The sequence below is a fragment of the Terribacillus saccharophilus genome (assembly GCF_002272075.1).
In the GTDB taxonomy this organism is placed as follows: Bacteria; Bacillota; Bacilli; order Bacillales; family Amphibacillaceae; genus Terribacillus; species Terribacillus saccharophilus_A.
In genome coordinates this window covers 1-22,545 of record NZ_NPBJ01000008.1, presented here as the reverse complement: position 1 = coordinate 22,545, position 22,545 = coordinate 1, and the positions used below count along the sequence as shown (strand labels likewise).

General features: G+C 42.6%; 20 protein-coding genes, 1 pseudogene and 1 riboswitch. Of the genes and pseudogenes, 20 read left to right on the top strand and 1 reads right to left on the bottom strand.

The genetic code is table 11. From position 1 onward, the window contains the following. Positions 1–53: 53 nt before the first annotated feature. From CHH48_RS05370 to yihA, 13 genes are all read left to right on the top strand, one after another. Positions 54–1,832, top strand: a complete 1,779-nt coding sequence (locus CHH48_RS05370; protein ID WP_095220286.1) for a cache domain-containing sensor histidine kinase — start codon at positions 54–56, stop codon at positions 1,830–1,832. Then, on the top strand, positions 1,807–2,559 hold the full coding sequence (locus CHH48_RS05365; protein ID WP_095220287.1) for a response regulator transcription factor: 753 nt from the start codon (positions 1,807–1,809) through the stop codon (positions 2,557–2,559). Before CHH48_RS05370 ends, CHH48_RS05365 begins: the two co-directional genes overlap by 26 nt. Positions 2,560–2,588: 29 nt before the next feature. Further along, a complete protein-coding gene (locus tag CHH48_RS05360; protein ID WP_095220288.1) occupies positions 2,589–3,188 on the top strand; it encodes an SGNH/GDSL hydrolase family protein in 600 nt (199 codons plus the stop codon). 181 nt (positions 3,189–3,369) lie between these two features. Beyond that, complete coding sequence (locus tag CHH48_RS05355; protein ID WP_095220289.1) at positions 3,370–4,059, top strand: hypothetical protein; 690 nt, start codon at positions 3,370–3,372, stop codon at positions 4,057–4,059. A gap of 79 nt (positions 4,060–4,138) precedes the next feature. Next, complete coding sequence (locus CHH48_RS05350) at positions 4,139–4,579, top strand: cell wall hydrolase (RefSeq protein ID WP_095220290.1); 441 nt, start codon at positions 4,139–4,141, stop codon at positions 4,577–4,579. A gap of 168 nt (positions 4,580–4,747) precedes the next feature. Next, positions 4,748–4,841, top strand: a riboswitch (SAM riboswitch). Between the two features lie 80 nt (positions 4,842–4,921). Continuing rightward, positions 4,922–5,659, top strand: a complete 738-nt coding sequence (locus CHH48_RS05345) for a cyclase family protein (RefSeq protein ID WP_095220291.1) — start codon at positions 4,922–4,924, stop codon at positions 5,657–5,659. 73 nt (positions 5,660–5,732) lie between these two features. After that, the gene (locus CHH48_RS05340; protein WP_095220292.1) at positions 5,733–6,914 is read left to right on the top strand and encodes a hypothetical protein; all 1,182 of its coding nucleotides are present in this window, start codon (positions 5,733–5,735) and stop codon (positions 6,912–6,914) included. A gap of 110 nt (positions 6,915–7,024) precedes the next feature. After that, complete coding sequence (locus CHH48_RS05335) at positions 7,025–7,372, top strand: hypothetical protein (protein WP_095220293.1); 348 nt, start codon at positions 7,025–7,027, stop codon at positions 7,370–7,372. Positions 7,373–7,512: 140 nt separating this feature from the next. Then, positions 7,513–8,496: a tetratricopeptide repeat protein gene (locus CHH48_RS05330; RefSeq protein ID WP_176466368.1), complete on the top strand. Its 984-nt coding sequence runs from the start codon at positions 7,513–7,515 to the stop codon at positions 8,494–8,496. Positions 8,497–8,640: 144 nt separating this feature from the next. Continuing rightward, positions 8,641–9,930, top strand: coding sequence for a trigger factor (gene tig / locus CHH48_RS05325; RefSeq protein WP_095220295.1), 1,290 nt, complete (start codon positions 8,641–8,643; stop codon positions 9,928–9,930). Between the two features lie 403 nt (positions 9,931–10,333). Continuing rightward, the gene (gene clpX, locus CHH48_RS05320) at positions 10,334–11,611 is read left to right on the top strand and encodes an ATP-dependent protease ATP-binding subunit ClpX (protein ID WP_095220296.1); all 1,278 of its coding nucleotides are present in this window, start codon (positions 10,334–10,336) and stop codon (positions 11,609–11,611) included. 159 nt (positions 11,612–11,770) lie between these two features. Continuing rightward, positions 11,771–14,104 (top strand): endopeptidase La, encoded by a 2,334-nt coding sequence (gene lon, locus CHH48_RS05315; protein WP_095220297.1) that lies wholly within the window; start codon positions 11,771–11,773, stop codon positions 14,102–14,104. Continuing rightward, the gene (yihA, locus tag CHH48_RS05310; protein ID WP_095220298.1) at positions 14,091–14,672 is read left to right on the top strand and encodes a ribosome biogenesis GTP-binding protein YihA/YsxC; all 582 of its coding nucleotides are present in this window, start codon (positions 14,091–14,093) and stop codon (positions 14,670–14,672) included. Before lon ends, yihA begins: the two co-directional genes overlap by 14 nt. A 31-nt stretch (positions 14,673–14,703) precedes the next feature. On the opposite strand, the gene CHH48_RS05305 is transcribed toward yihA, so the two are convergent. Then, on the bottom strand, positions 14,704–15,186 hold the full coding sequence (locus CHH48_RS05305) for a LiaI-LiaF-like domain-containing protein (protein WP_095220299.1): 483 nt from the start codon (positions 15,184–15,186) through the stop codon (positions 14,704–14,706). Between the two features lie 232 nt (positions 15,187–15,418). On the opposite strand from CHH48_RS05305, the gene hemA reads away from it, so the two are divergent. The 7 genes and pseudogenes from hemA to CHH48_RS05270 all read left to right on the top strand — a co-directional run. Further along, entirely contained in the window at positions 15,419–16,774 is a 1,356-nt protein-coding gene (gene hemA, locus CHH48_RS05300) for a glutamyl-tRNA reductase (protein WP_095220300.1), read from the top strand. Between the two features lie 16 nt (positions 16,775–16,790). Then, positions 16,791–17,615, top strand: a complete 825-nt coding sequence (locus CHH48_RS05295) for a cytochrome C assembly family protein (protein WP_095220301.1) — start codon at positions 16,791–16,793, stop codon at positions 17,613–17,615. 27 nt (positions 17,616–17,642) lie between these two features. Further along, entirely contained in the window at positions 17,643–18,575 is a 933-nt protein-coding gene (hemC, locus tag CHH48_RS05290; protein ID WP_095220302.1) for a hydroxymethylbilane synthase, read from the top strand. Further along, positions 18,572–19,357, top strand: coding sequence for a uroporphyrinogen-III synthase (locus CHH48_RS05285; RefSeq protein WP_095220303.1), 786 nt, complete (start codon positions 18,572–18,574; stop codon positions 19,355–19,357). Before hemC ends, CHH48_RS05285 begins: the two co-directional genes overlap by 4 nt. Then, positions 19,354–20,337, top strand: a complete 984-nt coding sequence (gene hemB / locus CHH48_RS05280; RefSeq protein WP_095220304.1) for a porphobilinogen synthase — start codon at positions 19,354–19,356, stop codon at positions 20,335–20,337. Before CHH48_RS05285 ends, hemB begins: the two co-directional genes overlap by 4 nt. Before the next feature lie 15 nt (positions 20,338–20,352). Continuing rightward, entirely contained in the window at positions 20,353–21,645 is a 1,293-nt protein-coding gene (gene hemL / locus CHH48_RS05275) for a glutamate-1-semialdehyde 2,1-aminomutase (protein WP_095220305.1), read from the top strand. A gap of 128 nt (positions 21,646–21,773) precedes the next feature. Then, a pseudogene (locus CHH48_RS05270) lies at positions 21,774–22,545 on the top strand (hypothetical protein); the annotation flags it as partial.

Sequence of the window (22,545 nt, the reverse complement as noted above, 5' to 3'; positions counted from 1 at the left end):
TTGTAGAGAACTAGAATGATGAGGAAGCTAAAAGCAGGAGAGGGAGTGCCAGCATGAGAAAACTTAAAAGCTTATTTTCTAATCTAAAGATGAAATATAAGTTGTTTTGTTTACTCTTCCTCATCTTAGTTTCTTTTAGTATAGGTGGATTAGTCCTCTTACAATATGCCCTCGTCGCGTACAATGATGAAATTCATCGTCAGTCCGCGCAGTCATTGAAGGTATCGTCTGCTTTGATTGAAAACGAGATCGAAAAAATGAAAGGGTTTTCATATAGATTATCAACTGATCCTTATCTTCAATCTTATCTATACAATTTAAAAGAAACGGACGATGATTACGAGGCATATCTAATTGGAGTTACTATTAAAAAGAGGCTTGTGGACTTAGGTGCCTTCGAAGATTCGATAGATTCCATTCAGCTGTATGATACAACAGATCGAGGCTATAGTGCAGGAAATAGAGTCATTTCAATCGCAAACGAGCGACTGCTTCAGTATAAACAAGGGACAAATAAAAAAGATGGAGGAGCTGAATGGTTTGCGCCTGATGATCAGGATGGATCGTTTGTTGTGGCTCGGGAAGTAAATGCGTATCCGGATCTTTCTTTCGAGAGATTGGGTATGATCGTTGTGCGATTTGATATGCAAGATATTGTCTCATCTTTTGAGAATAGCCTGGATGAAAGAGAGATGCAGCTGCTGATCTCAGATTCTAATGGGGAAATTATCTTCCCGCAGGAAACGACGAAGAAGGACTCCTTCCTAATGGCCAGTGTGCAAGGAAACGATGGATATCAGCTGGTAAATTATGATGCTGACAGATATTTCGTGACCTATTCTTCTGCTGCATATACAAACTGGACTTATATGATAACTTCTCCCTACAGCCAATTATTCCAAGCAGTTAACTTAGTGAAAAGTACCGTATTGACGATTTATCTTCTGTTATTTGTGATGTTACTGTTTCTTGGCATTCGTTTTATTAAAGGAATCACAAATCCGATCGAGGCATTGAATAGGAAGATGAAAAGAGTGCAAAAAGGGGAGGTCGAGGACTTTAAGGTGGAAAGTCACGTAAGATTCTCCAAGGATGAAGCAGGTCAAATGCATGAAAACTTCAATAAAATGATGAACCAAATTCATTCACTGATTGAAGAAAATTATAAGAAACAGCTGGTCATTAAAGATGCTGAATTCAAAACACTCCAAGCACAAATTAATCCTCATTTTCTATATAACACATTGGAATCAATAAATTGGTCGGCAAGACTTGGTAAACATCAGGAAACGTCACGTATGGCAACGTCACTTGGTTTTATTTTACGGTCGTCGCTGGAAACGAAAGAAGCCTTAATTCCGCTCGCTGACGAACTGGAGATTGTGAACCACTATATCACAATTCAATCTTATCGTTTTCAAGAACGATTAAGCTTTCATACTGATATTCCTGATTACCTTCTTTCTTGTAAGGTTCCTAAGTTCAGTCTTCAGCCTTTGGTGGAAAATGCAATAAGATACGGCCTGCAGGAAATTATCGGTGTATGTACGATAAGAATTGAAGCTGTACAAGAAGGAGTAAATACGTTTATTTCCATAACGGATGACGGACCAGGAATGGAAAAAGAGGTTATTAATAAACTAGTGAGCGGAGATTATCGTCCAAAAGGTACAGGCTTGGGCATCAGAAATATAGATAATCGGTTAAGAATCTTGTTCGGACCGGCATACGGAATTCACGTGATGAGTGAACCAGACGTGGGAACGAAAATCATACTGAAGATTCCTTATGAAGGAGGAAGTGATAGTGTTCAAAGTGCTGCTGGTAGATGATGAGCCGATGCTTCTGGAAGGAATATCTTCTATTGTAGAATGGGAGCAGCAGGGAACTGTTTTACATGGTATCGCCAAAAATGGGCTGGAGGCTTTGGACTTTATTAAAGAACATAATCCAGATATCGTGATTACCGACATCACCATGCCAGGTCTGGATGGGATGGGATTGATTGAACAAGGAAGAAAAGTCTCTCCTCTGATCAGATGGATACTTCTTTCTGGATATAACGAATTTGAATATGCTCAAAAAGCGATGCGGTTTGGAGTGAAGCATTATTTGCTAAAACCTTCGAGTGAAGAAGATATTCATGAAGCTTTAGAGGAAGTCGTCCAAGAACTGGCGGAAGAGAATAAAGAGAAAAGTATAGGCATCCACACGGAAGCATCTACAAATTACTCCGCAGTCGTTAACAAGATAATAGATAGTATAAAAAAGAATATCGAGAATCCGGATTTGTCATTGCAATGGATAGCTAATGAAGTCTTATATATGAACACTGATTACTTAGGGAAGTTATTCAAGAAAGAAGTAGGAGAGAAATTCTCTGCTTATGTATTGAGATGCAAGATTGATAAAGCAGTAGAAATCATGTCGAAGCAGAGGGATATTAAGGTTTTTGAACTAGCAGAGCAATTAGGGTATGGAAATAACCCGCAATACTTCAGTCAAATCTTTAAGAAAAGTAAAGGATGCAGCCCCACTGATTGGATAAAAAACAGGTGAACAGGCTGGTATTCTAAGGAGGTATTTATATGGTTCAAAAATGGATTTTTATCGGAGACAGCATCACCGAATGCGGAAGATTTGAAGATCCTCAAGACATAGGCGTTGGATATGTAAAAATGATTCAGGAGGAGTTAGCACAGAAAAAAGATGCGGAAATCCTCAACAAGGGAGTGGGAGGCAACCGTGTCACCGATCTAGCGGCGAGATGGGAACAAGATGTGCTGTCGTTAAAGCCTGACTTAGTATCTATTTCAATTGGAATCAACGATGTATGGAGGCAGCTGGATCAGCCTCAAATGGAACAGGTGTATCCAGAGGAATTCATAACAGTCTTAGATAAGCTTCTCGCAGAAACAAAACACACGGGTGCCGATATTTTCCTTATGGAGCCGACTATTATTGAGGAAAATAATGATTCAAAGGGAAATCAAATGTTAGTTCCGTATGTAGACATTGTCAGGGAGCTGGCCGCAAAGTATGATGCTACTCTCGTCCCGACGCATACAGCCTTCTTGCAAACAACGAAAACGGATTTAACAACAGACGGCGTTCATATGACCGATGCCGGTAATAAACTGATGGCTGATACGTGGCTAAGTGCTTATCTTGCTGTAGAACGTAACTGAATTATTTCCAAAGTGGAATCTTGAATCACTTACAAAGACTGCTGCCTTATTATAGGTACAGTCTTCTTTTTTTGTTTGTGGTTATTTATGTATTTAAATCCAATTAATAGTAATTGTGTTATCATGTGAAGGGGATGAGCATACAACAAGATGCACCAATATAAAGAAGGTGGGGTAAAAAATGAGATTAAGAAATAGATATTCAATTGCTATTTTATTAACAATGTCAATTGTAGTGATCGGTGCTTGTTCAAAATCTAATGAAGAGAGTGCATCAAACGAAAAGGCGCAATCAAAAGAAGAAAGTATTGCGGCACCATCTAATTCATCTGAAAAGCGACTGAATGAAATAGATGATACTAAAGTTGAGGTAGAATCTTCTGATGCTAATAGGGAATTAGTTTCTGAAATTACAAGTAATCAAAACTCTGATGAATTAGTCGCTGAAGAAACGCAAGTTGAAAATGAAGAAGGGAATGCAACTGCTGACGAAGCTGCAAACAACTCACAAGATGAGGTAGTCAAAGAGAATCCTGATTTTGACGTTGATACATATTTGAAAACTAATTATAAAATTGATAGCACGCATTATGTAACTGACACTTGGGAGAATGATGTAACAGGACGAACAGAGTACATCGTCAATATACTTCCTGATACAGAAGAATATAGTGAAGAGATAACGGAAGCTTTTAAAAATGGTGCGGATGATGAAAGAATTGTTACCATGATAAATACTGCTGAAAATCTTTTGGATGAATTACCTCAGATAAATGATGAAATCCATATCGAGTCTGTTAATTGGGTGACATTTAAGGAAGATTTTCATATAACATTAATACAGGATAGGGACCAAAACACAATTAAATAGTGCATTTTGACTGATCATTTTCACAACATAATGACATCAAATTGGGCTTCCTTTCATACGCTGTATGTGGGGTGATAACATGGCAAGAGTACAATACAATAGTTCAGATATTGACTTGATGGCTAGAATGATGCGTGCAGAAGCCGAAGGGGAAGGGCAGCTAGGGATGCTGTTTGTGGGGAATGTTATTGTAAATCGTGCTGTAGCTGACTGTTTAGATTTTGCAGATGTAAGATCAATTAATGACGTCATCTTCCAGATCCAGGGTGGGAATTATTCATTTGAAGCTGTTCAAAAAGGAAATGTTTTTTATCAGAGAGCACGTGAACAGGAAAGAAGATTGGCAGAAAGAAATTTGAAGTCTTGGAGACAACAACCTTCTTCGTATGCACTTTGGTATTTTAATCCGTATGCACCATGCCCTCCGACGTGGTATGGCCAGCCGTTTGCAGGTCAGTTTAAGGATCATTGCTTTTATGAGCCGCAAGCAGGAACATGTGACAGTGTTTATATGGGATAAGTAAGTCTGGCGAACATAGTGGGTTTGCCGACAATTAATGTACGTATTTAAAAACGATAATATATAGGCATCTTGCCGATATTGGCTGGATGCTTATTTTTAAATAGATAATTTTGTTTGGCGGATCCATTGACCATTAGATTAGTTTACAATATAGTGATAATTAACAGAATATTCTCTTAGGCGGAGGGACTGGCCCTATGAAGCTTCAGCAACAGACTGTATGTACTGTGCTAATTCCAGACTAGATAAGAAATGGACTACATAAAAGTAGCGAACCTCTTCTTATTTAGGAGAGGTTTTTTGTGTTCTTTAAAATTATTTAATATGAGGTGAATGTTTATGTCTAACGAGTTGAGTAAAGCATTGGAAGTATTAAGGCAAAAGAAATGGGTGGATTTGACACACACCTTTGGTCCAGATTCTCCTCATTTCTCAGCCTTTAATCCTGCAAAGTTCGAAACGCTATTTTCCCATGATGATGGTTTCTTCGCTCAGAGCTTTACTTTTCCAGGACAATACGGAACACATCTGGATGCGCCGATCCACTTTGTGCGGGATACACGTTATTTGGAAGAGCTTGAGCTAAAAGAATTGGTATTGCCGCTTGTTGTAATCGATAAATCTAAGGAAGCGACTGCAGATCATGACTTTACATTGTCTGTTGAAGATATTCTGGCTTATGAGTCAGAGCATGGAAAAATTGAGCCAGGCACATTCGTAGCTCTGCGCACGGACTGGAGCAAACGCTGGCCAAATCAAGAGAAGATGGATAATAAAGATGAACAAGGAAAGAGTCACTCTCCTGGCTGGTCACTGGAAAGTCTAAAGTTTCTATATGAAGAACGAGATATTAAAGCAGTAGGGCATGAGACTTTTGATACGGATGCAGCGGTCGATTTTCAGAAAAATGGTGCTCTGCTTGGGGAATATTATGTGCTGGAACAGGATTCCTATCAAGTGGAGCTGTTGACGAACTTAGATCTGCTGCCAGCGAAAGGGGCGTTCATCTTTAATATCGTACCGAAAGCAGGAAAAGCGACTGGATTTCCTGTTCGTTCTTTTGCTGTCTTGCCATAAAAGTGTTGTTACTATGATTGATCCGTTTCCATTTCGGTTAATGGGTAAAATACTCACGAAAAGGAGGCGCAGGTTGGATAAGGAACAGAAGGTAACAGCTGTATTCAACGAACTAGCAGAAACACTTCGGGATATTAGCAGAACCAGCAATCATTTAATAGAAGAATTAAAGTCGGCATGTACAGTAATAGCAACAGATCACCCGCTGGTCAGAGCGGATGGAAAACATGATGATGCGAAAGGTATTCAGCAGCTGCTGAACCTAGCTGATCGCAAGGAGGGCATACATATTGTCTTTCCACCAGGACTTTACACGCTGCGCTGGCCATTGCGTCTCAAGCAGAACACCTTCCTTGATGCAAGTGACGATTCTATATTTCGAAAAAAGCATCATGGACCTATGCTGTTGAATTTGCGCAGGCGGGACCGAATGCGTGCTTATCGTGGGAATGGCAATATAATCATTCGCGGCGGAACGTGGGATGCAAACTACCCAGCATACCGTGGCGGGACAAGCTTTGTGTTGGCACATGCGAAAAATGTAATTATCGAACAGCTGCAGCTGGTGGAGCATGGCGGAGGGCGTGCGATCGAACTCAATGCTATGCGTAATAGTGAGGTGCGTCATTGTAAGTTTCTCGGTTATGATGACAGAAAAGGAGAGCGTGCTTACAGTGAGGCGATTCAGTTGGATTTAGCCAAAGCTCGCCGTGTATTCCCTTGGGGAGGTTCCGTTTTCGAACAAACAACTTGCGAGGATATGTGGATTCATCATAATAGTTTCGGTCCGTCTGACACGAAGGGGAGCTGGGGAAGAGCAATTGGATCACACTCTGCTACAGCAGACAGATGGCATGAACGTATTTATATCACAGATAATGTCATAAAGGAAACACTTCAATGGGCAGTGCGTGCTTATTCATGGCGGGATGTTGTTCTTTATAATAATCGGATAGAATCATGCGGTGGTGGGGTTGCCATTCATCCTAATTACGTGGATGGCAGGAATGACACAGACAGCAAGAATCGTCCGACAGGGCGCAGCAACCCTATCAAGAATTTCCTTATTCTACAGAACACCATCACGGGCGGAGGAAAGTATGCTTCAGCAATAAGGCTGAAAGGTGATGAGAAGTCGCCCATAACATGCGCTTGCTTACTGGGTAATCATGTAGAAGACTATCCGGGTAAAGGAGTTCTTGTAACTGGTACAGAAAACAGTTTAATCGGTAAAGAAACCGCACTTTCTCGATAGTCACTGCGATTTTAGTATGCATGATTAAGTAAATGTAAGTTTTCTGTATATTATGGAGAAAATATGCATATAGTTGTCGATACATGCTACACTTTTCTTGGAGGTGGCCTATGTATTTAGATGAGACGAAACGTTATCGGTTTATCGGATCCGTTCCTTTCGGGAAATATTTCATGGTTCGCATCTATGACTTGGAACTGCAGCAGGAGTATACAATATCAGATCGGCTTCTAAGCCAATATACAGATAAGCCCTTAAAGGAGTTTTACCTTCAGATCAAACGTAATATCTATGACTTGGAAGCTAAGGAAAGAAGCATGACCTCGGAACTTGGAGATATGCAGCAGCGATTATTCGATTTTCTTGATGAAGAAGAAGACGATGATGATACACCTATCCCCTCGGAGAATGTCATACCTTTCAGAAGACCCCACCCTGGGGAGCCCCGGGAAAAGTAGGGAATAGTATCATAGGGCTGTGAATGCATGGATTCACAGCTTTTTGCCATTTAAAAGTTGCAATCTGCGTTTTCTTTGTTACATTTAAGGGTATAGCTGTTACCAGGTCTCTAACTGAAAATCTAATGAGGATGTTGCCGATGGATAAAGAGAATAATGTTGTCCTGTTCCCGGGTCTAAAGACGCGGCTGGAGCGGGAAGGGATGAAGGAGCTGCAGGAGAAGAATTACACCGATGCAATAGGGAAATTTGAACAGCTTCTGGATTATGGCTACCGTCAGCCGGAAATTTTGACTGGGCGCCTAATATGTCTAATGGAGCTTGGCAGGCATGAAGAGGCAGAGGAAATGTCCTTGCAGCTGTTGGCTGCCAAGGATAAGGATTATCTGCAATACTTACATATTCATTTAACACTGCTGTTCCAGCTCGGACGCTACGACGAAGTAGTGGAATTGCTGGACGAGGTATATGCAACTGAGAAAATACCGACGCCGCTTAAGACATCGTTTGATCAGCTGCAGAAGGTAAGTCGTAAAATGGCCGAAGATAAGAGTCAGACAACTGCAGATCAGCTTATACATAATTTCGAAAAAGCACGCAAGAGTAAGGATATCGTCTTGCAATGGCAGCTCATCCAGAAATGCCATTCGCTTGATGTCAGTCCGCATGTACAGAAGATGGAAGCATATTTACTTGATGAGGAAGCTGATCCCGTCGTACAGACAGCCGTACTGGAATGGCTCGTGAAGCAAGAAATCGAATTCCCAGTCACAATACATAAGATGAAAGAAACGATGACAGTTGTCCCGGAGAACCTGACAACAGTTGAAAGATCGGAAGGGATGAAACAGGTACTGCAGCATTTGCATCTTCTTGAGCAGCAGAATCCATCACTTTACGACTTGGTGTACAAGCTTTTACATCGTTATATGTATGTTAGATACCCAATGGTGCCTACAGAAGAAGACGGCACTGTTTTGGCTGCTGCACTGCAGAAGCTGGCAAGCAGTTATCTGCAAATCGATCAGCCTGCTGTTACAGAGGAAGAAGCGCAGAGAATCGCTTCCATGATGGAAGAGATCATTACATTGGAAGCGAAATATCTGACTGTCGCCGAGGAATGACAGAGTTCGTATCGTTAGTGTTGAAAGCGACTATGAATATGTTATAATAAGATGGTTGTAAACCAGTACTAGTTAATAGCTTATATTATGCTAGAATTGAGAACGATTAACATGAAACAAACGATAGATGTTGGAGGGAATATTATGTCAGCAAAATTCGAAAGAACAGAAGGCAAGAACGAGGGAATCTTAACAATTACCCTATCTCCTGAGGAATTGGACGGAGCACTTGACCAAGCGTTTCAAAAAGTAGTTAAACAAGTACAGGTACCAGGTTTCCGTAAAGGAAGAGTACCACGTAAAATCTTCGAACAACGTTTCGGTGTAGAATCTTTGTACCAGGATGCGATTGATATCGTTCTTCCAGGAGCATACATGAACGCTGTTGAAGAGACTGGCATTGAGCCTGTTGCACAGCCGGATGTAGATCTTGAGCAGATCGAACAAGGCAAAGAGCTTATCTTCAAAGCTACTGTAGCTATCAAACCAGAAGTAGAGCTTGGCGACTACAAAGGTCTTGAAGTAGAAGCAGAAGATACTACAGTAACTGACGAAGATGTTGAAAAAGAAATCGATACACTTCGCAACAGACAAGCTGAATTGGTTGTTAAAGAAGAAGGATCTGCAGCAGAAGGCGACACAGTCGTAATCGATTTCGAAGGTTTCGTTGATGGCGAAGCATTCGAAGGCGGCAAAGCAGAAAACCATTCTTTGGAAATTGGTTCTGGCAGCTTCATCCCAGGATTCGAAGAACAGCTAGTAGGTAAAGAATCCGGTAGTGAGTCCGATATCACTGTGACATTCCCTGAAGAATATCATGCTGCGGAACTTGCTGGTAAAGAAGCAGTCTTCAAAGTAAAAATTCACGAAATCAAAGCAAAAGAACTTCCTGAGCTTGATGATGAATTCGCAAAAGACGTAGACGAAGAAGTTGAATCTTTGGATGCGCTTCGTGAAAAAACAAAAAACCGTTTGCAAGAAGAAAAAACAACTGCAGCGGAAAACAACAAACGTGAGCAGCTGATCAACCTTGCTACAGACAACGCGAAAGTGGAAGTTCCAGAAGCAATGGTAGATACAGAACTAGACCGCATGGTTCGTGAATTCGAACAGCGTCTTCAAATGCAAGGTATGACACTTGAAATGTACGCTCAGTTCTCGGGTCAAGACGAAGCTGCACTTCGCGAGCAAATGAAAGAAGATGCTGGCAAACGTGTGAAAACGAACTTGACACTTGAAGCGATCGCGCAAGCGGAGAACTTAGAAGTGACTGACGAAGACGTTAACACTGAGCTTGATAAAATGGCTGAAATGTACCAAACAGACAAAGAGCAATTGACTCAAATGCTTGGCGGCAACACAGACGCTATCAAAGATGATCTGAAGTTCCAAAAAGCTATTGATGTATTGGTAGACAACAGCAAAACTGCATAAGACATAATCAGAAAAACAAGGCAGCAATCACTGTGCCTTGTTTTTCTAAAAAATAAACGTAGTTCCAGAAGGTATTGTTAGCCTCTCTGTGGAATTACGTGCATGAACGGCTTTTTCGTTTACATATACTACATACATATGGTTTGACTTTTACAAAAAAAACTCCATAATAAAACGTACCTCTTTTTTCGCGTATGCAGGATTTGCCAGTTTAATAAAAGGGAGAAATCTTCCTTTGCAGGGTTTACCTGCGTTCATTTGGCTAATACTGATGGAAAAAGTGTTTTGCTTTTTAATACTGCTTTTATCTGATATGATTGGAAAAAGGAAGGCTGGGCGCATCCAGAATGTGTTTGATCTTTCGAGATATCATATATAGATATTACATTCGAGGGGTGAAATGATGTTTAAATTTAATGAAGAAAAAGGACAACTTAAATGCTCCTTCTGTGGCAAAAGCCAAGACCAAGTACGTAAATTAGTAGCCGGACCAGGCGTCTATATATGTGATGAGTGCATCGACTTGTGCACAGAAATCGTGGAAGAGGAACTTGGAAACGAAGAAGAAGTTGAATTCAAAGAAATTCCGAAACCACAGGAAATCCGTGAAATTCTAAGCGATTACGTTATCGGACAGGATAAAGCGAAGAAGAATCTTGCTGTAGCGGTTTACAACCACTATAAACGTATCAATTCCGGTAAGAGCTCAGATGATGTGGAATTGTCTAAGAGTAATATCGCAATGATCGGTCCGACTGGTAGCGGTAAGACATTACTAGCTCAGACATTGGCGCGTATCCTAAACGTACCATTCGCAATTGCAGATGCAACTTCTTTAACAGAGGCTGGTTACGTTGGGGAAGATGTAGAAAACATCTTGCTTAAATTGATCCAAGCTGCTGACTACGATGTAGAAAAAGCAGAAAAAGGGATCATTTACATCGATGAAATCGATAAAGTAGCACGTAAATCAGAGAACCCATCCATCACTCGTGATGTTTCCGGTGAAGGTGTGCAACAGGCACTTCTTAAAATTCTTGAAGGTACGGTAGCAAGCGTTCCGCCACAAGGCGGCCGTAAGCATCCTCATCAAGAATTCATCCAGATTGATACAACAAACGTTCTATTCATCTGTGGTGGTGCTTTCGACGGAATCGAGCAAATCATTAAACGCCGTCTTGGTAACAAGGTTATCGGTTTTGGTGCTAATGATGGCAAAGAGACTCTGGATAAAGGCGAATATCTTTCCAAGGTATTACCGGAGGATCTATTGAAATTCGGTTTGATTCCTGAGTTCATTGGTCGTCTGCCTGTTATCGGCAGCCTAGAGCCGCTTGATGAGGAAGCTTTGGTTGAGATCCTGACAAAACCAAAAAATGCATTGGTGAAACAATACCAGAAGCTCTTCCAGATGGACCAAGTAGAATTGGTTATTGAAGAAGATGCGCTTCGTGAAATTGCTAAGCTGGCAATCGAACGTAAAACTGGTGCACGGGGCTTGCGCTCCATCATTGAAGGTATCATGCTGGACGTTATGTATGAACTTCCATCCCGTGACGATATCAAGCAATGCATCATAACTAAAGATACAGTACTGCTTGAGAATGGCCGTCCGAAGTTTGTACTGCATGATGGTACCGTAACAGATGAGAACCAGCAATCTCCGAAAGAGAGTGCATAATCTCTATCTGCCAAGCAGATGATCATCTACAGCAAATCCCTTGTTACAGTTGGTGGCAAGGGATTTTTTTCTTGATTTTCACAAAGTATGGGTACAGTACTGTGGTTGTGTATATACTTTAAGAAAGACTGAAGAAGACAGACATTTGGAGGTGTCACGATGGAAAAAGAGAAGACACTGATAACGCCTCTTTTACCCTTAAGGGGATTGCTTATTTTTCCGACGATGGTTCTACATTTGGATGTAGGCAGGGAAAAATCCGTTCATGCATTGGAACGTGCGATGCTGGAAGGAGAAACAATCTTTCTGGCTGCACAAAAGGAAGTGGATTTAGATGAACCGACAGAAGAGGAAATCCACCATATAGGCACGGTAGCAAAAGTTAATCAAATGATGAAGCTTCCGAACGGTACGATGCGTGTATTGGTTGAAGGACTATATCGTGCTGAAATCATCCGTTTCCTGGAAGATGACAAGCAGTTCATGGTTGAAATAGAAGAAAGACCAGACGAGCATGGTACGAAAAATGAGGAAGAAGCACTGATGCGTGCGCTTTTGGAACAGTTTGAGCAATACATAAAGGTTTCTAAGAAGATTGGCCAAGAGACGTTAGCGACCTTGACGGATATTACGGAACCTGGGCGCATGGCTGATATGATCACCTCTCATCTTACACTGCGATTGGAAGATAAGCAGGAGATCCTTGAGATGCAAGATGTGAAAGAACGCCTGCGTCATATTATTACGATCATTACGAATGAGCGGGAAGTACTTGATCTTGAAAAGAAAATCGGCCTTCGAGTCAAACAATCTGTCGAAAAGACCCAAAAGGAATATTATTTGCGAGAGCAAATGAAGGCAATTCAGAAGGAACTTGGTGATCGCGATGGCAAGTCCAGTGAGATTGAGCAGTTCCGGGCAGATATAAAAGCATCTGATATGACGGATCACATGAAAGAAGTTGCTGAAAAGGAATTGAGCCGTTATGAGCGCGTACCGCAGAGCTCAGCGGAAAGCTCTGTCATCCGCAATTACTTAGAGTGGCTGATTGCTTTGCCGTGGAAGAAACAAACAGAAGACAATCTGGATATTCCTCACGCTGAAGTGACCTTGAACGAAGATCATTACGGCCTGGACAAAGTGAAGGAACGGATTCTTGAATACTTGGCTGTTCAGAAACTGACCAATTCCTTGAAAGGGCCAATTCTTTGTCTTGCTGGACCTCCTGGGGTCGGGAAAACATCCTTGGCGACAAGTATCGCCAAAGCAATCAACCGGAAATTTGTCCGTGTATCTTTGGGGGGTGTACGAGATGAAGCGGAAATCCGTGGACATCGCCGTACATACGTTGGAGCGATGCCTGGACGAATCATGCAGGGCATGCGCCGAGCTGGAACAACGAATCCTATTTTTCTGCTCGATGAAATTGATAAGATGTCCAATGACTTCCGAGGTGATCCGTCTTCGGCTATGCTCGAGGTACTTGATCCGGAACAGAACAGTTCATTCAGTGACCATTTCATCGAAGAGACGTATGATCTTTCCAATGTCATGTTCATTGCAACAGCGAATAACTTAGGATCAATTCCAGGGCCACTCCTTGACCGGATGGAAATCATCAGCATTGCAGGTTATACGGAAGTGGAAAAACTTCATATTGCCAAGGAACATTTGCTGCCAAAGCAAATCAAAGAAAATGGTCTGAAGAAAGGCAACATCCTTGTAAAGGATGAAGCGCTCGAACATATCGTGCGCCGCTATACAAGGGAAGCTGGTGTACGTGGTCTGGAACGCCAGCTGGCAGCTGTTTGCCGTAAAGTTGCACGTATCATCGTTTCCGAAGATAAGAAACGGGTTACGGTAAGCGCGAAGAAAGTAGAAGAATTGCTTGGACGCCCACGCTTCCGGTATGGTTTAATGGAAGAGGAGAATCAAGTTGGCGCAGCGACAGGTCTTGCTTATACGACTGCTGGCGGAGATACACTATCAATAGAGGTTTCCTTGTCTCCAGGTAAAGGAAAACTGACATTAACCGGTAAGCTCGGCGATGTCATGAAAGAATCAGCTCAGGCTGCATTCAGCTATATCCGTTCCAATGCCGAAGAAATCGGCGTTGATCCATCGTTCCATGAGCACTATGATATTCATATTCATGTGCCGGAAGGAGCAACACCGAAGGATGGTCCATCTGCCGGTATTACGATTGCCACCGCATTGACGAGTGCACTGACTGGCAGACCGGTACGAAAAGAAGTCGGAATGACAGGTGAGATCACTCTTCGCGGACGGGTCTTGCCAATCGGCGGACTGAAGGAGAAAAGTTTGAGTGCTCACCGAGCAGGTATTACGACAATTCTCTTCCCTGCCGATAATGATCGGGATCTGGAAGAAATACCGGATACAATCAAGCAAGACATGACGTTTATAAAAGTCAGCCATCTTGATGAGGTATTAAAATACGCATTGGTGGAAGATAAACATGAAAGTAACTGAAGCAGAAATAGTAATCAGCGCGGTATCGAAAAAGCAATATCCGGTGACGCATATGCCGGAGATTGCTTTAGCCGGCCGCTCAAACGTAGGGAAATCATCTTTTATCAATAAGATGATCAATCGGAAGAATCTGGTCCGCACATCTCAGAAGCCAGGGAAGACGCAGACTTTGAACTTTTATAAGATCAATGAGCGGTTTCATTTTGTGGATGTACCGGGCTATGGATATGCGAAGGTTTCAAAGAAAGAACGTAATGCTTGGGGCATAATGCTCGAGGAATATTTTACAGAGCGTGAGAATCTGAAGGCGGTTGTGTTGCTTGTCGATATACGGCATGAACCAACGAAGGACGACGTTGCGATGTATGAGTTCTTGAAGCATTATGAATTGCCGGTTGTTGTAGTGGCTACGAAGCTGGATAAGATTCCAAAAGGGAAACGTGTCCAGCATATCAAGCGGGCTGCTAATAAATTACAGCTGTTACAAGAAGATATCATCCTTCCATTTTCCTCCGAAACAGGAGAAGGAAAAGAGGAAGCATGGGGAGTATTGAAAAAATTCCTATAAAAAATAACCGTACAAGCTATAGCTTGTACGGTTATTTTTTTCGGAATAAAAGGTAAGCTCCAGCCAGGATAAGTAGAACAGGCCAATAATTACTAATGATACCTGCTGTCCTATCGAGCCAGCCGAACCAAGCAGGCTGCTGAGGTGCAGCGATGGCAAAAACGCCGAGAGCAAGCAGCAATATTGCCCATACATAACCTTTTTTCGTCTTAAGTGCCGAAATGAACAAAGCGGCGCCGGCTAAGAAGGGATAAGCTCCCCAGCTATCGGTCCAAAAGCCGTAATGCTTCATTCCATGGAAATGGACACCTAAACCAAGAATAAAATAGCCGGCGAATAAGTTTTTATGATCTTTCGCAAGATAAGCATGCAATAGTAGTGCGGCGCCAATGATAATTAACAAAGTCGGCCACGAATAGAAGTCGACAAACAGGGGAACACGCAACTGTCGTAACAGGAAATAAGCACCGATCCCCAGTAGCAGGAACCCGATAAAAGCATTTTTCTTCGTCATAACATCTCTCCACATAATAATTATTATTAAATAAGATTAAATCGTTGATTATCATGACTAGCTGTGTTAACTTGTTATATGTACTTATGAAATCATTCACAAACATTCACAAATAAACACACACTCTATCCTAACACAATTGTTTACGATTCTGTTCACAATTTTGAATAGGACAGAAATACCATAGTGTTATACTAGTATGAGCGACATGTTTTCAAGGGGGAAAAAGGGAATGTACATGTTAGTTGCTGGAATCAATTATCGCACAGCCCCGATTGAAATAAGAGAAAAACTAAGTTTCAAGGAAGAAGAGCTTGGCTTAGCGATGCAAGCACTCTCCAACCAGAAAAGCATGCTCGAAAACGTCATTGTTTCGACATGTAACCGTACGGAGATCTATGCAGTGGTCGACCAGATGCATACTGGCCGCTATTATATAAAGAAATTCTTGTCTGAATGGTTCGGTATCGAGAAAGACGAGATTGCATCTTATCTTACATTTCATGAGGATGAAAGAGCTGTGGAGCATCTGTTCAAGGTAGCAAGCGGACTGGACTCCATGGTAGTAGGGGAAACACAGATCCTTGGACAGCTGAAACGCGCGTTTCAAAAAGCACAAGAATTGCATACATCTGGAACGATTTATAACGAATTGTTCAAACAGGCTGTTACGGTAGCGAAACGTGCACATACAGAGACAGGAATCGGAGAAAATGCTGTCTCTGTCAGCTACGCAGCGGTAGAATTGTCTAAAAAAATCTTCGGTGATATTTCTTCTAAACGAATCGTCATCCTAGGCGCTGGTAAAATGGGGGAACTGGCAGCGAAAAACCTGCATGGTTCAGGCGTCAAAGATGTTACGGTAGTAAATCGGACTAAAGAAAAAGCAGAACAGCTAGCCACTTTATTCAATGGCAAAGCAGCTGGATGGGATGAACTGGACAGTACCTTGCAAGATGCTGATATTGTTATCAGTTCTACTGGTGCACCAGGATATGTACTGGATAAAGAAATGCTACAAGAAGTTCATAAGGAACGTAAAGGCCAGCCATTATTCTTAGTCGATATTGCTGTGCCACGTGATATTAATCCAGATGTGGATGAGTTGGAAAGCACTTTCCTATACGATATCGATGATTTACAGGATGTCGTCGATGCGAACTTGGCTGCGCGTCAAGAAGCAGTTGAGAAGATCGAAATTATGATTGAGGGCGGCATCGTCGATTTCAAAGTATGGCTGCAGACATTAGGTGTTGTACCAGTCATTTCTGAGCTACGCCGTAAAGCAGCATCTATCCAGACTGAGACAATGAAGAGTTTGGAGCGGAAGCTGCCTGACCTTAGCGAACGTGATATGCGAGTGCTGAACAAGCACACGAAAAGCATCATTAATCAGCTTCTCAAGCAGCCGATCACACAAGCAAAAGAGCTTGCCGGCCGTGAGAACAGTGAAGAATTAATTCAGCAGTTCGCAGAGATTTTTGGGATCGAAAAAGCGGTGCTGGATAAACAAAATAATCTTATCAAACTGGAGCGTACAGAGTCACAGGGCTTTCAGTCTGTACCAAGTGTTTCCACAACTAGATAAAAAGAAGGGCTTATAGATGCAGGTACCGGCTTATCTTTATGAAATTATTTTACTTCTATATGCAGCCAGCATTTTCAGCTATTTTATCGATTTTATACAAAAGAATCGGAAGGCGAATGTTTTCGCCTTCCGTTTGCTTACTTTAGTATGGTTCTTCCAGAGCCTTTTTTTATTGCAGGAAATGATTGCGCATGCTGGCCTGCCGGTAAAGGATGTATATGAAGGGTTATACTTTTATGCTTGGGTCCTGGTGTCTCTATCCTTATTCATCAACCGCATTTACAAAGTCGATTTTCTCACCTTCTTCCTGAATGTGGTCGGCTTTTTTATGATGTTATTATATATTGCAAGCTCAGCCTATGAGAGGGAATGGTCTCAGACTATTCCTTTTATGAATGAAGTGCTGATCGCACATATCACGCTGGCTATTCTGGCGTATGGATTTTTCACTCTGTCCTTTGTCTTTGCCCTTATGTACTTATTGCAATTCCAACTTTTGAAGCAGAAAAAAGGGTATAGGTGGTGGACAAGGCTTGGCGACTTGGGCAAGCTAGAGACATATACCTTCACTTCCATCACAATCGGGACGCCTTTATTATTGTTATCGATTGTTATGGGAATAGTATGGGCTCATACGACAACAGCAGTCTTCTATTGGTATGATTGGAAGACAATCGGTTCTCTGACGGTATTGGCCGTCTATGCAGTTTATCTGTTCCTGCGTTTGGTAAGAGGTGTCAGAGGGAAAGGCTTGGCAATATATACTATTGCAGCCTTTCTAATCCTCATCATTAATTTCTTCTTGCTTAGCACGTATTCATCATTTCATTTTACTGGGTAAATTATGTAGTCCTTAGGAGGTAGAGCAATGCGAAAAATTATCGTTGGTTCAAGAAAAAGCAATTTAGCGCTCACACAAACAAAGTGGGTTATCGAGCAATTAAAACTAACTGGTGCCCCATATGAATTCGAAATTAAGAAAATCGAAACAAAGGGAGACAAAATCCTGGACGTTACACTTTCAAAGGTTGGAGGAAAAGGGTTGTTCGTCAAGGAAATCGAGCAAGCTATGTATGACGAGGAAATCGATATGGCCGTACATAGTATGAAGGACATGCCATCCGAGCTTCCTGTAGGTCTCACAATTGCCAGCGTACCAGTTCGGGAGGACTACCGGGATGCTTTGATCTCCAAGAATAACGTTTCCTTAAGAGAATTGCCGGAAGGTGCGGTTGTCGGAACAAGCAGCCTGCGTCGTGCATCGCAGATTCTTGCTATTCGTCCTGATATCGAAATTAAGCCTATTCGCGGAAACATTCATACCCGTCTGAAAAAGCTTGAGAATGAAGATTTTGATGCAATCGTTCTTGCAGCGGCTGGCTTGAAGCGCATGGGTTGGGACGATGAAATAATAACGGAATACTTGGAAACAGATCTTTGTCTGCCAGCTATCGGTCAAGGCGCACTTGCAATAGAGTGCCGCGATACGGATATGGAATTAATCGAGCTTTTGGCTAAAATCAATGATTCTTATACGCAGCAGACAGTAGCAGCTGAACGTACTTTCCTTTATTTGATGAACGGCAGCTGTCAAGTTCCGATTGCTGGTGTTGCTCATATGGAAGAAGACGACGTTGTACTGACAGCTTTGATTGCTTCTGTTGACGGAAAACAAGTATTCAAAGAAGAAGTACGAGGAACTGATCCCCAGGAAGTTGGTAAGCTTGCCGCTGAAAAGATGCAGGAACAAGGTGCACAGGATATCATCACCAAAGCGATTCAGGAGTCGGAATCCAATTGAGCCGGTTGCCGGCCGTGAAGGTGCTCATAACGCGCCCGAAGCAGCAGGCTGTCCGATTAGCTGAACAGCTGGCCAAAGCAGGCGCGAGTCCTATTATGGTGCCTTTACTAACTTTTCGAACGAGAACGGATAAAGAAAACCAAATGCTTAGCCAGCAAGGCAATCGCTTTGACTGGCTGTTCTTCTCGAGCAATAATGGAGTAGAGCACTTTGGCGTTTTAGTGAGTAAGTTTTCCGAATTGGAGAACTGGAAACATTGCCATATTGCTGCAGTCGGACAGAAGACTGCTGAGGCGGTAGAAAGAGTGCTTGGCAGGAGAGCTGATTTAATACCGGATGCGTATACTGCTGACCGCTTAGCAGAAGAATTCAGCGCAGCATATGATCCTGCTAACCGGATACTGCTGATCCAAGGGAACTTATCCCGGCCAGCATTGTCAAACGGATTGAGAGAGAATGGCTATGCATTTGAGAAAATGGTCGTCTATGATACGGTAGAAGAGAAATGTAACCAAGAGCTTCTGAACAAGGTCTTGCTAAAGGACCAGCCAGAGGTATTGACGTTTACAAGTCCATCGTCGATAGAGGCTTTTCATTCTTTTATTAGCCAGGCTGAAATGCAAAAGGAACAGCTGAATAAACTTTGTCTTGTCATTGGACCGACAACAGAGGAAGCTGCCAAGCGGCATGGCTTCCATAATATCCTGCTGCCCGCTCACTACACAACAGAAGCAATGATCGATGCATTATTACATTACTATGAACAAAGGACAGGTGAATGATAATGGCAGAATTCAAACGCCATCGCCGTTTGCGTACATCAGCAAACATGCGGGCACTAGTAAGAGAAACAGAAGTAACAGTGGATGACTTGATTTACCCAGTTTTCGTTGTTGAAGGCGAAAACGTCCGTAATGAAGTTTCTTCCATGCCAGGTGTATTCCAGCTGTCTTTAGATAATTTATCAGCTGAAATGAAGGAAGTAAGCGAATTAGGAATCAAATCTGTTCTATTTTTTGGTATTCCAGCTGAAAAAGATGAAATCGGAACTGGTGCTTTCCATGACCACGGCATCGTACAGCGGGCAATCAGCCAGACAAAACAAGAAGTCCCTGAGCTTCTATTGATTGCAGATACTTGCCTTTGTGAATATACATCCCATGGACACTGCGGCATCGTGCATGACGGAATAATCGATAATGATGAATCACTAGGCTATTTAGTAGATACTGCAGTAAGCCAAGCGAAAGCAGGAGCTGATATCATTGCCCCATCTAACATGATGGACGGCTATGTACAAGCAATCCGTAAGGGACTGGATGAAGCCGGCTTTACGAACATTCCGATTATGGCTTATTCTGTCAAATACGCATCTGCCTTTTACGGTCCATTCCGCGAAGCAGCTGAAGGCGCTCCGCAATTCGGAGACCGCAAAACGTATCAAATGGATCCTTCAAATAGAAGAGAAGCACTGCGCGAAGCAACATCTGATATCGAAGAAAATGCAGACTTCCTTATCGTGAAACCTGCACTTGCTTACTTGGATATCATTCGTGATGTGCGCAATCAATTCAATGCCCCAATTGTCGCATACAATGTCAGCGGCGAATACAGCATGGTGAAAGCCGCTGCATTGAATGGCTGGATTGATGAGAAAGCAATTGTTATGGAAAAAATGATCGGCATGAAACGTGCTGGTGCGGATTTAATCATGACTTACTTTGCAAAAGATGTGGCAAGATGGCTGAAGGAAGACAACTGACGAGGAGGAAATCTTTTGAAAAGCTTTGAAAAATCGATAGCAGCATTTGAAGAAGCGAAACAGCATATGCCTGGCGGAGTTAATTCCCCGGTTCGTGCATTCCGCTCCGTAGGTATGGATCCTATTTTCATGGATAGCGGTAAGGGGTCTAAAATTACAGATATTGATGGTAATACGTACATCGATTATGTACTAAGCTGGGGACCGCTCATTCTAGGGCATGCAGATGACCGCGTTGTAGAAGGTTTGAAGAAGATCACAGAGAAAGGGACAAGCTTCGGTGCGCCAACTGTGATTGAGAATAAGATGGCAGCTTTAGTAAAAGAGCGGATTCCATCTATGGATATCGTTCGGATGGTCAACTCCGGTACAGAGGCGACAATGAGTGCCCTTCGTTTGGCACGTGGATTCACTGGACGCGACAAGATCTTGAAATTCGTAGGCAGCTATCATGGCCATGGTGATTCTCTTCTAATCAAAGCTGGTTCTGGTGTAGCAACACTTGGACTTCCAGACAGCCCAGGTGTACCGGAAACTATTGCCCGTAATACGATTACAGTACCGTACAATGATTTAGAAAGTGTGCAATATGCTTTCGAGCAGTACGGTGACGATATTGCAGCTGTCATTGCTGAACCAGTCTGCGGGAATATGGGTGTGGTTCCACCTCAGCCAGGTTTCCTTGAAGGACTTCGTGACATCACGAAGCAGCATGGCGCTTTGCTTATCTTTGATGAAGTTATGACTGGTTTCCGTGTTGGCTATCATTCTGCACAAGGTCACTTCGGCGTTGAACCAGACTTGACTTGCCTTGGTAAAATCATTGGCGGAGGTCTTCCTGTAGGCGCATATGGCGGCCGTAAGGAGATTATGGATCGTGTTGCTCCAGCGGGTGATATTTATCAAGCGGGCACATTATCAGGAAATCCGCTTGCTATGACTGCTGGATACGAAACATTGGCAGCAATGGATAAAGCGGCGTATGAGCGCATCAATGTTCATGCTGACCGTCTTGCTGAAGGCTACAAAGCAGCTGCAGAGGAATTTGGCATAGCACTGCAAGTAAACCGTGCTGGTTCGATGGTTGGTGTGTTCTTTACAGATACTCCTGTCATTAACTTTGATACGGCGAAGACATCCAATTTGGATCACTTCTCCATGTACTATCGAGAAATGATTGAAGCGGGTATCTTCCTGCCGCCTTCCCAATTTGAGGGGCTGTTCCTATCAGCTGCTCATACTGATGAGGATATCGAAGCGACAATTGAAGCAGCTAGACAAGCCTTCAAGAAAATAGCAGCATCTTAAACTCAAAGCCCAAGCTTATGCTTGGGCTTTTTTTCATGGGGACAAAGGATTTTCCTTACATATAAGAATGGGCATAAGCATAGGTTTTAGTACAGAGGAACGCTTAAATCTTGGAGGGAGGATTCCACTTGTCTACAAATGAGACAACACCTTTTATGTTTGATATACAAGAATCACTCAGTTTCCGTGCTGACGCACAGTTGCAGGATTTAATAGGAATCGCATTGGAGCCGGAGATTAGTATCCAGGAGTTTGAGCATGAAATTTCTGTCCGAGGAGTCATTGAACTTACGGGGGAATATTACCCTATTCAGGAAGTTGCTGAAGGAAGTGCAGTCGCAGTCAGTCCTGGTACAAGGGAAATGGAAAATATCGAGAAACAGGAAGCTGGAACAAATACATTTTATCATCGTTTCCCTGTTGAGATATCTGTTCCGAAAAATCGTATCAAGCAGCTAAATGACGTATATGTCACAATCGATAATTTTGATTATGAAGTTCCTGGCAGCAATGTTCTTGAACTACATGCGACGGTTGCAATATATGGTGTGTTGGAAGAGAGGAAAGAAGCCCAGCCGCAAGCACCGCAGCAACCTTACTTCCCGCCTCCGATCCCGCAAGCAGAACAGGCTAAATCTTATACAGACGAAATAGCTGATCAAATCGAAGCTCAAGCACGTGATAATCAGCCCTATGAGCAGCAAGGCTATCAATTTGCTAAAGAAGAACCAGCAGCTATGCCCGAAGAATCAGCTTCATATACGAGAGAAGATCAGAATGCCGAGGACCAAGGCATTCAGTTCTCTCAAGTGGAGTATGCAGCAGAAGAAGAGATAGAAGTGAACCGCGAGGAAACGGAAGCGGATGATCGAAACGTTCAGGAGACCGAGGAGCAAAGTT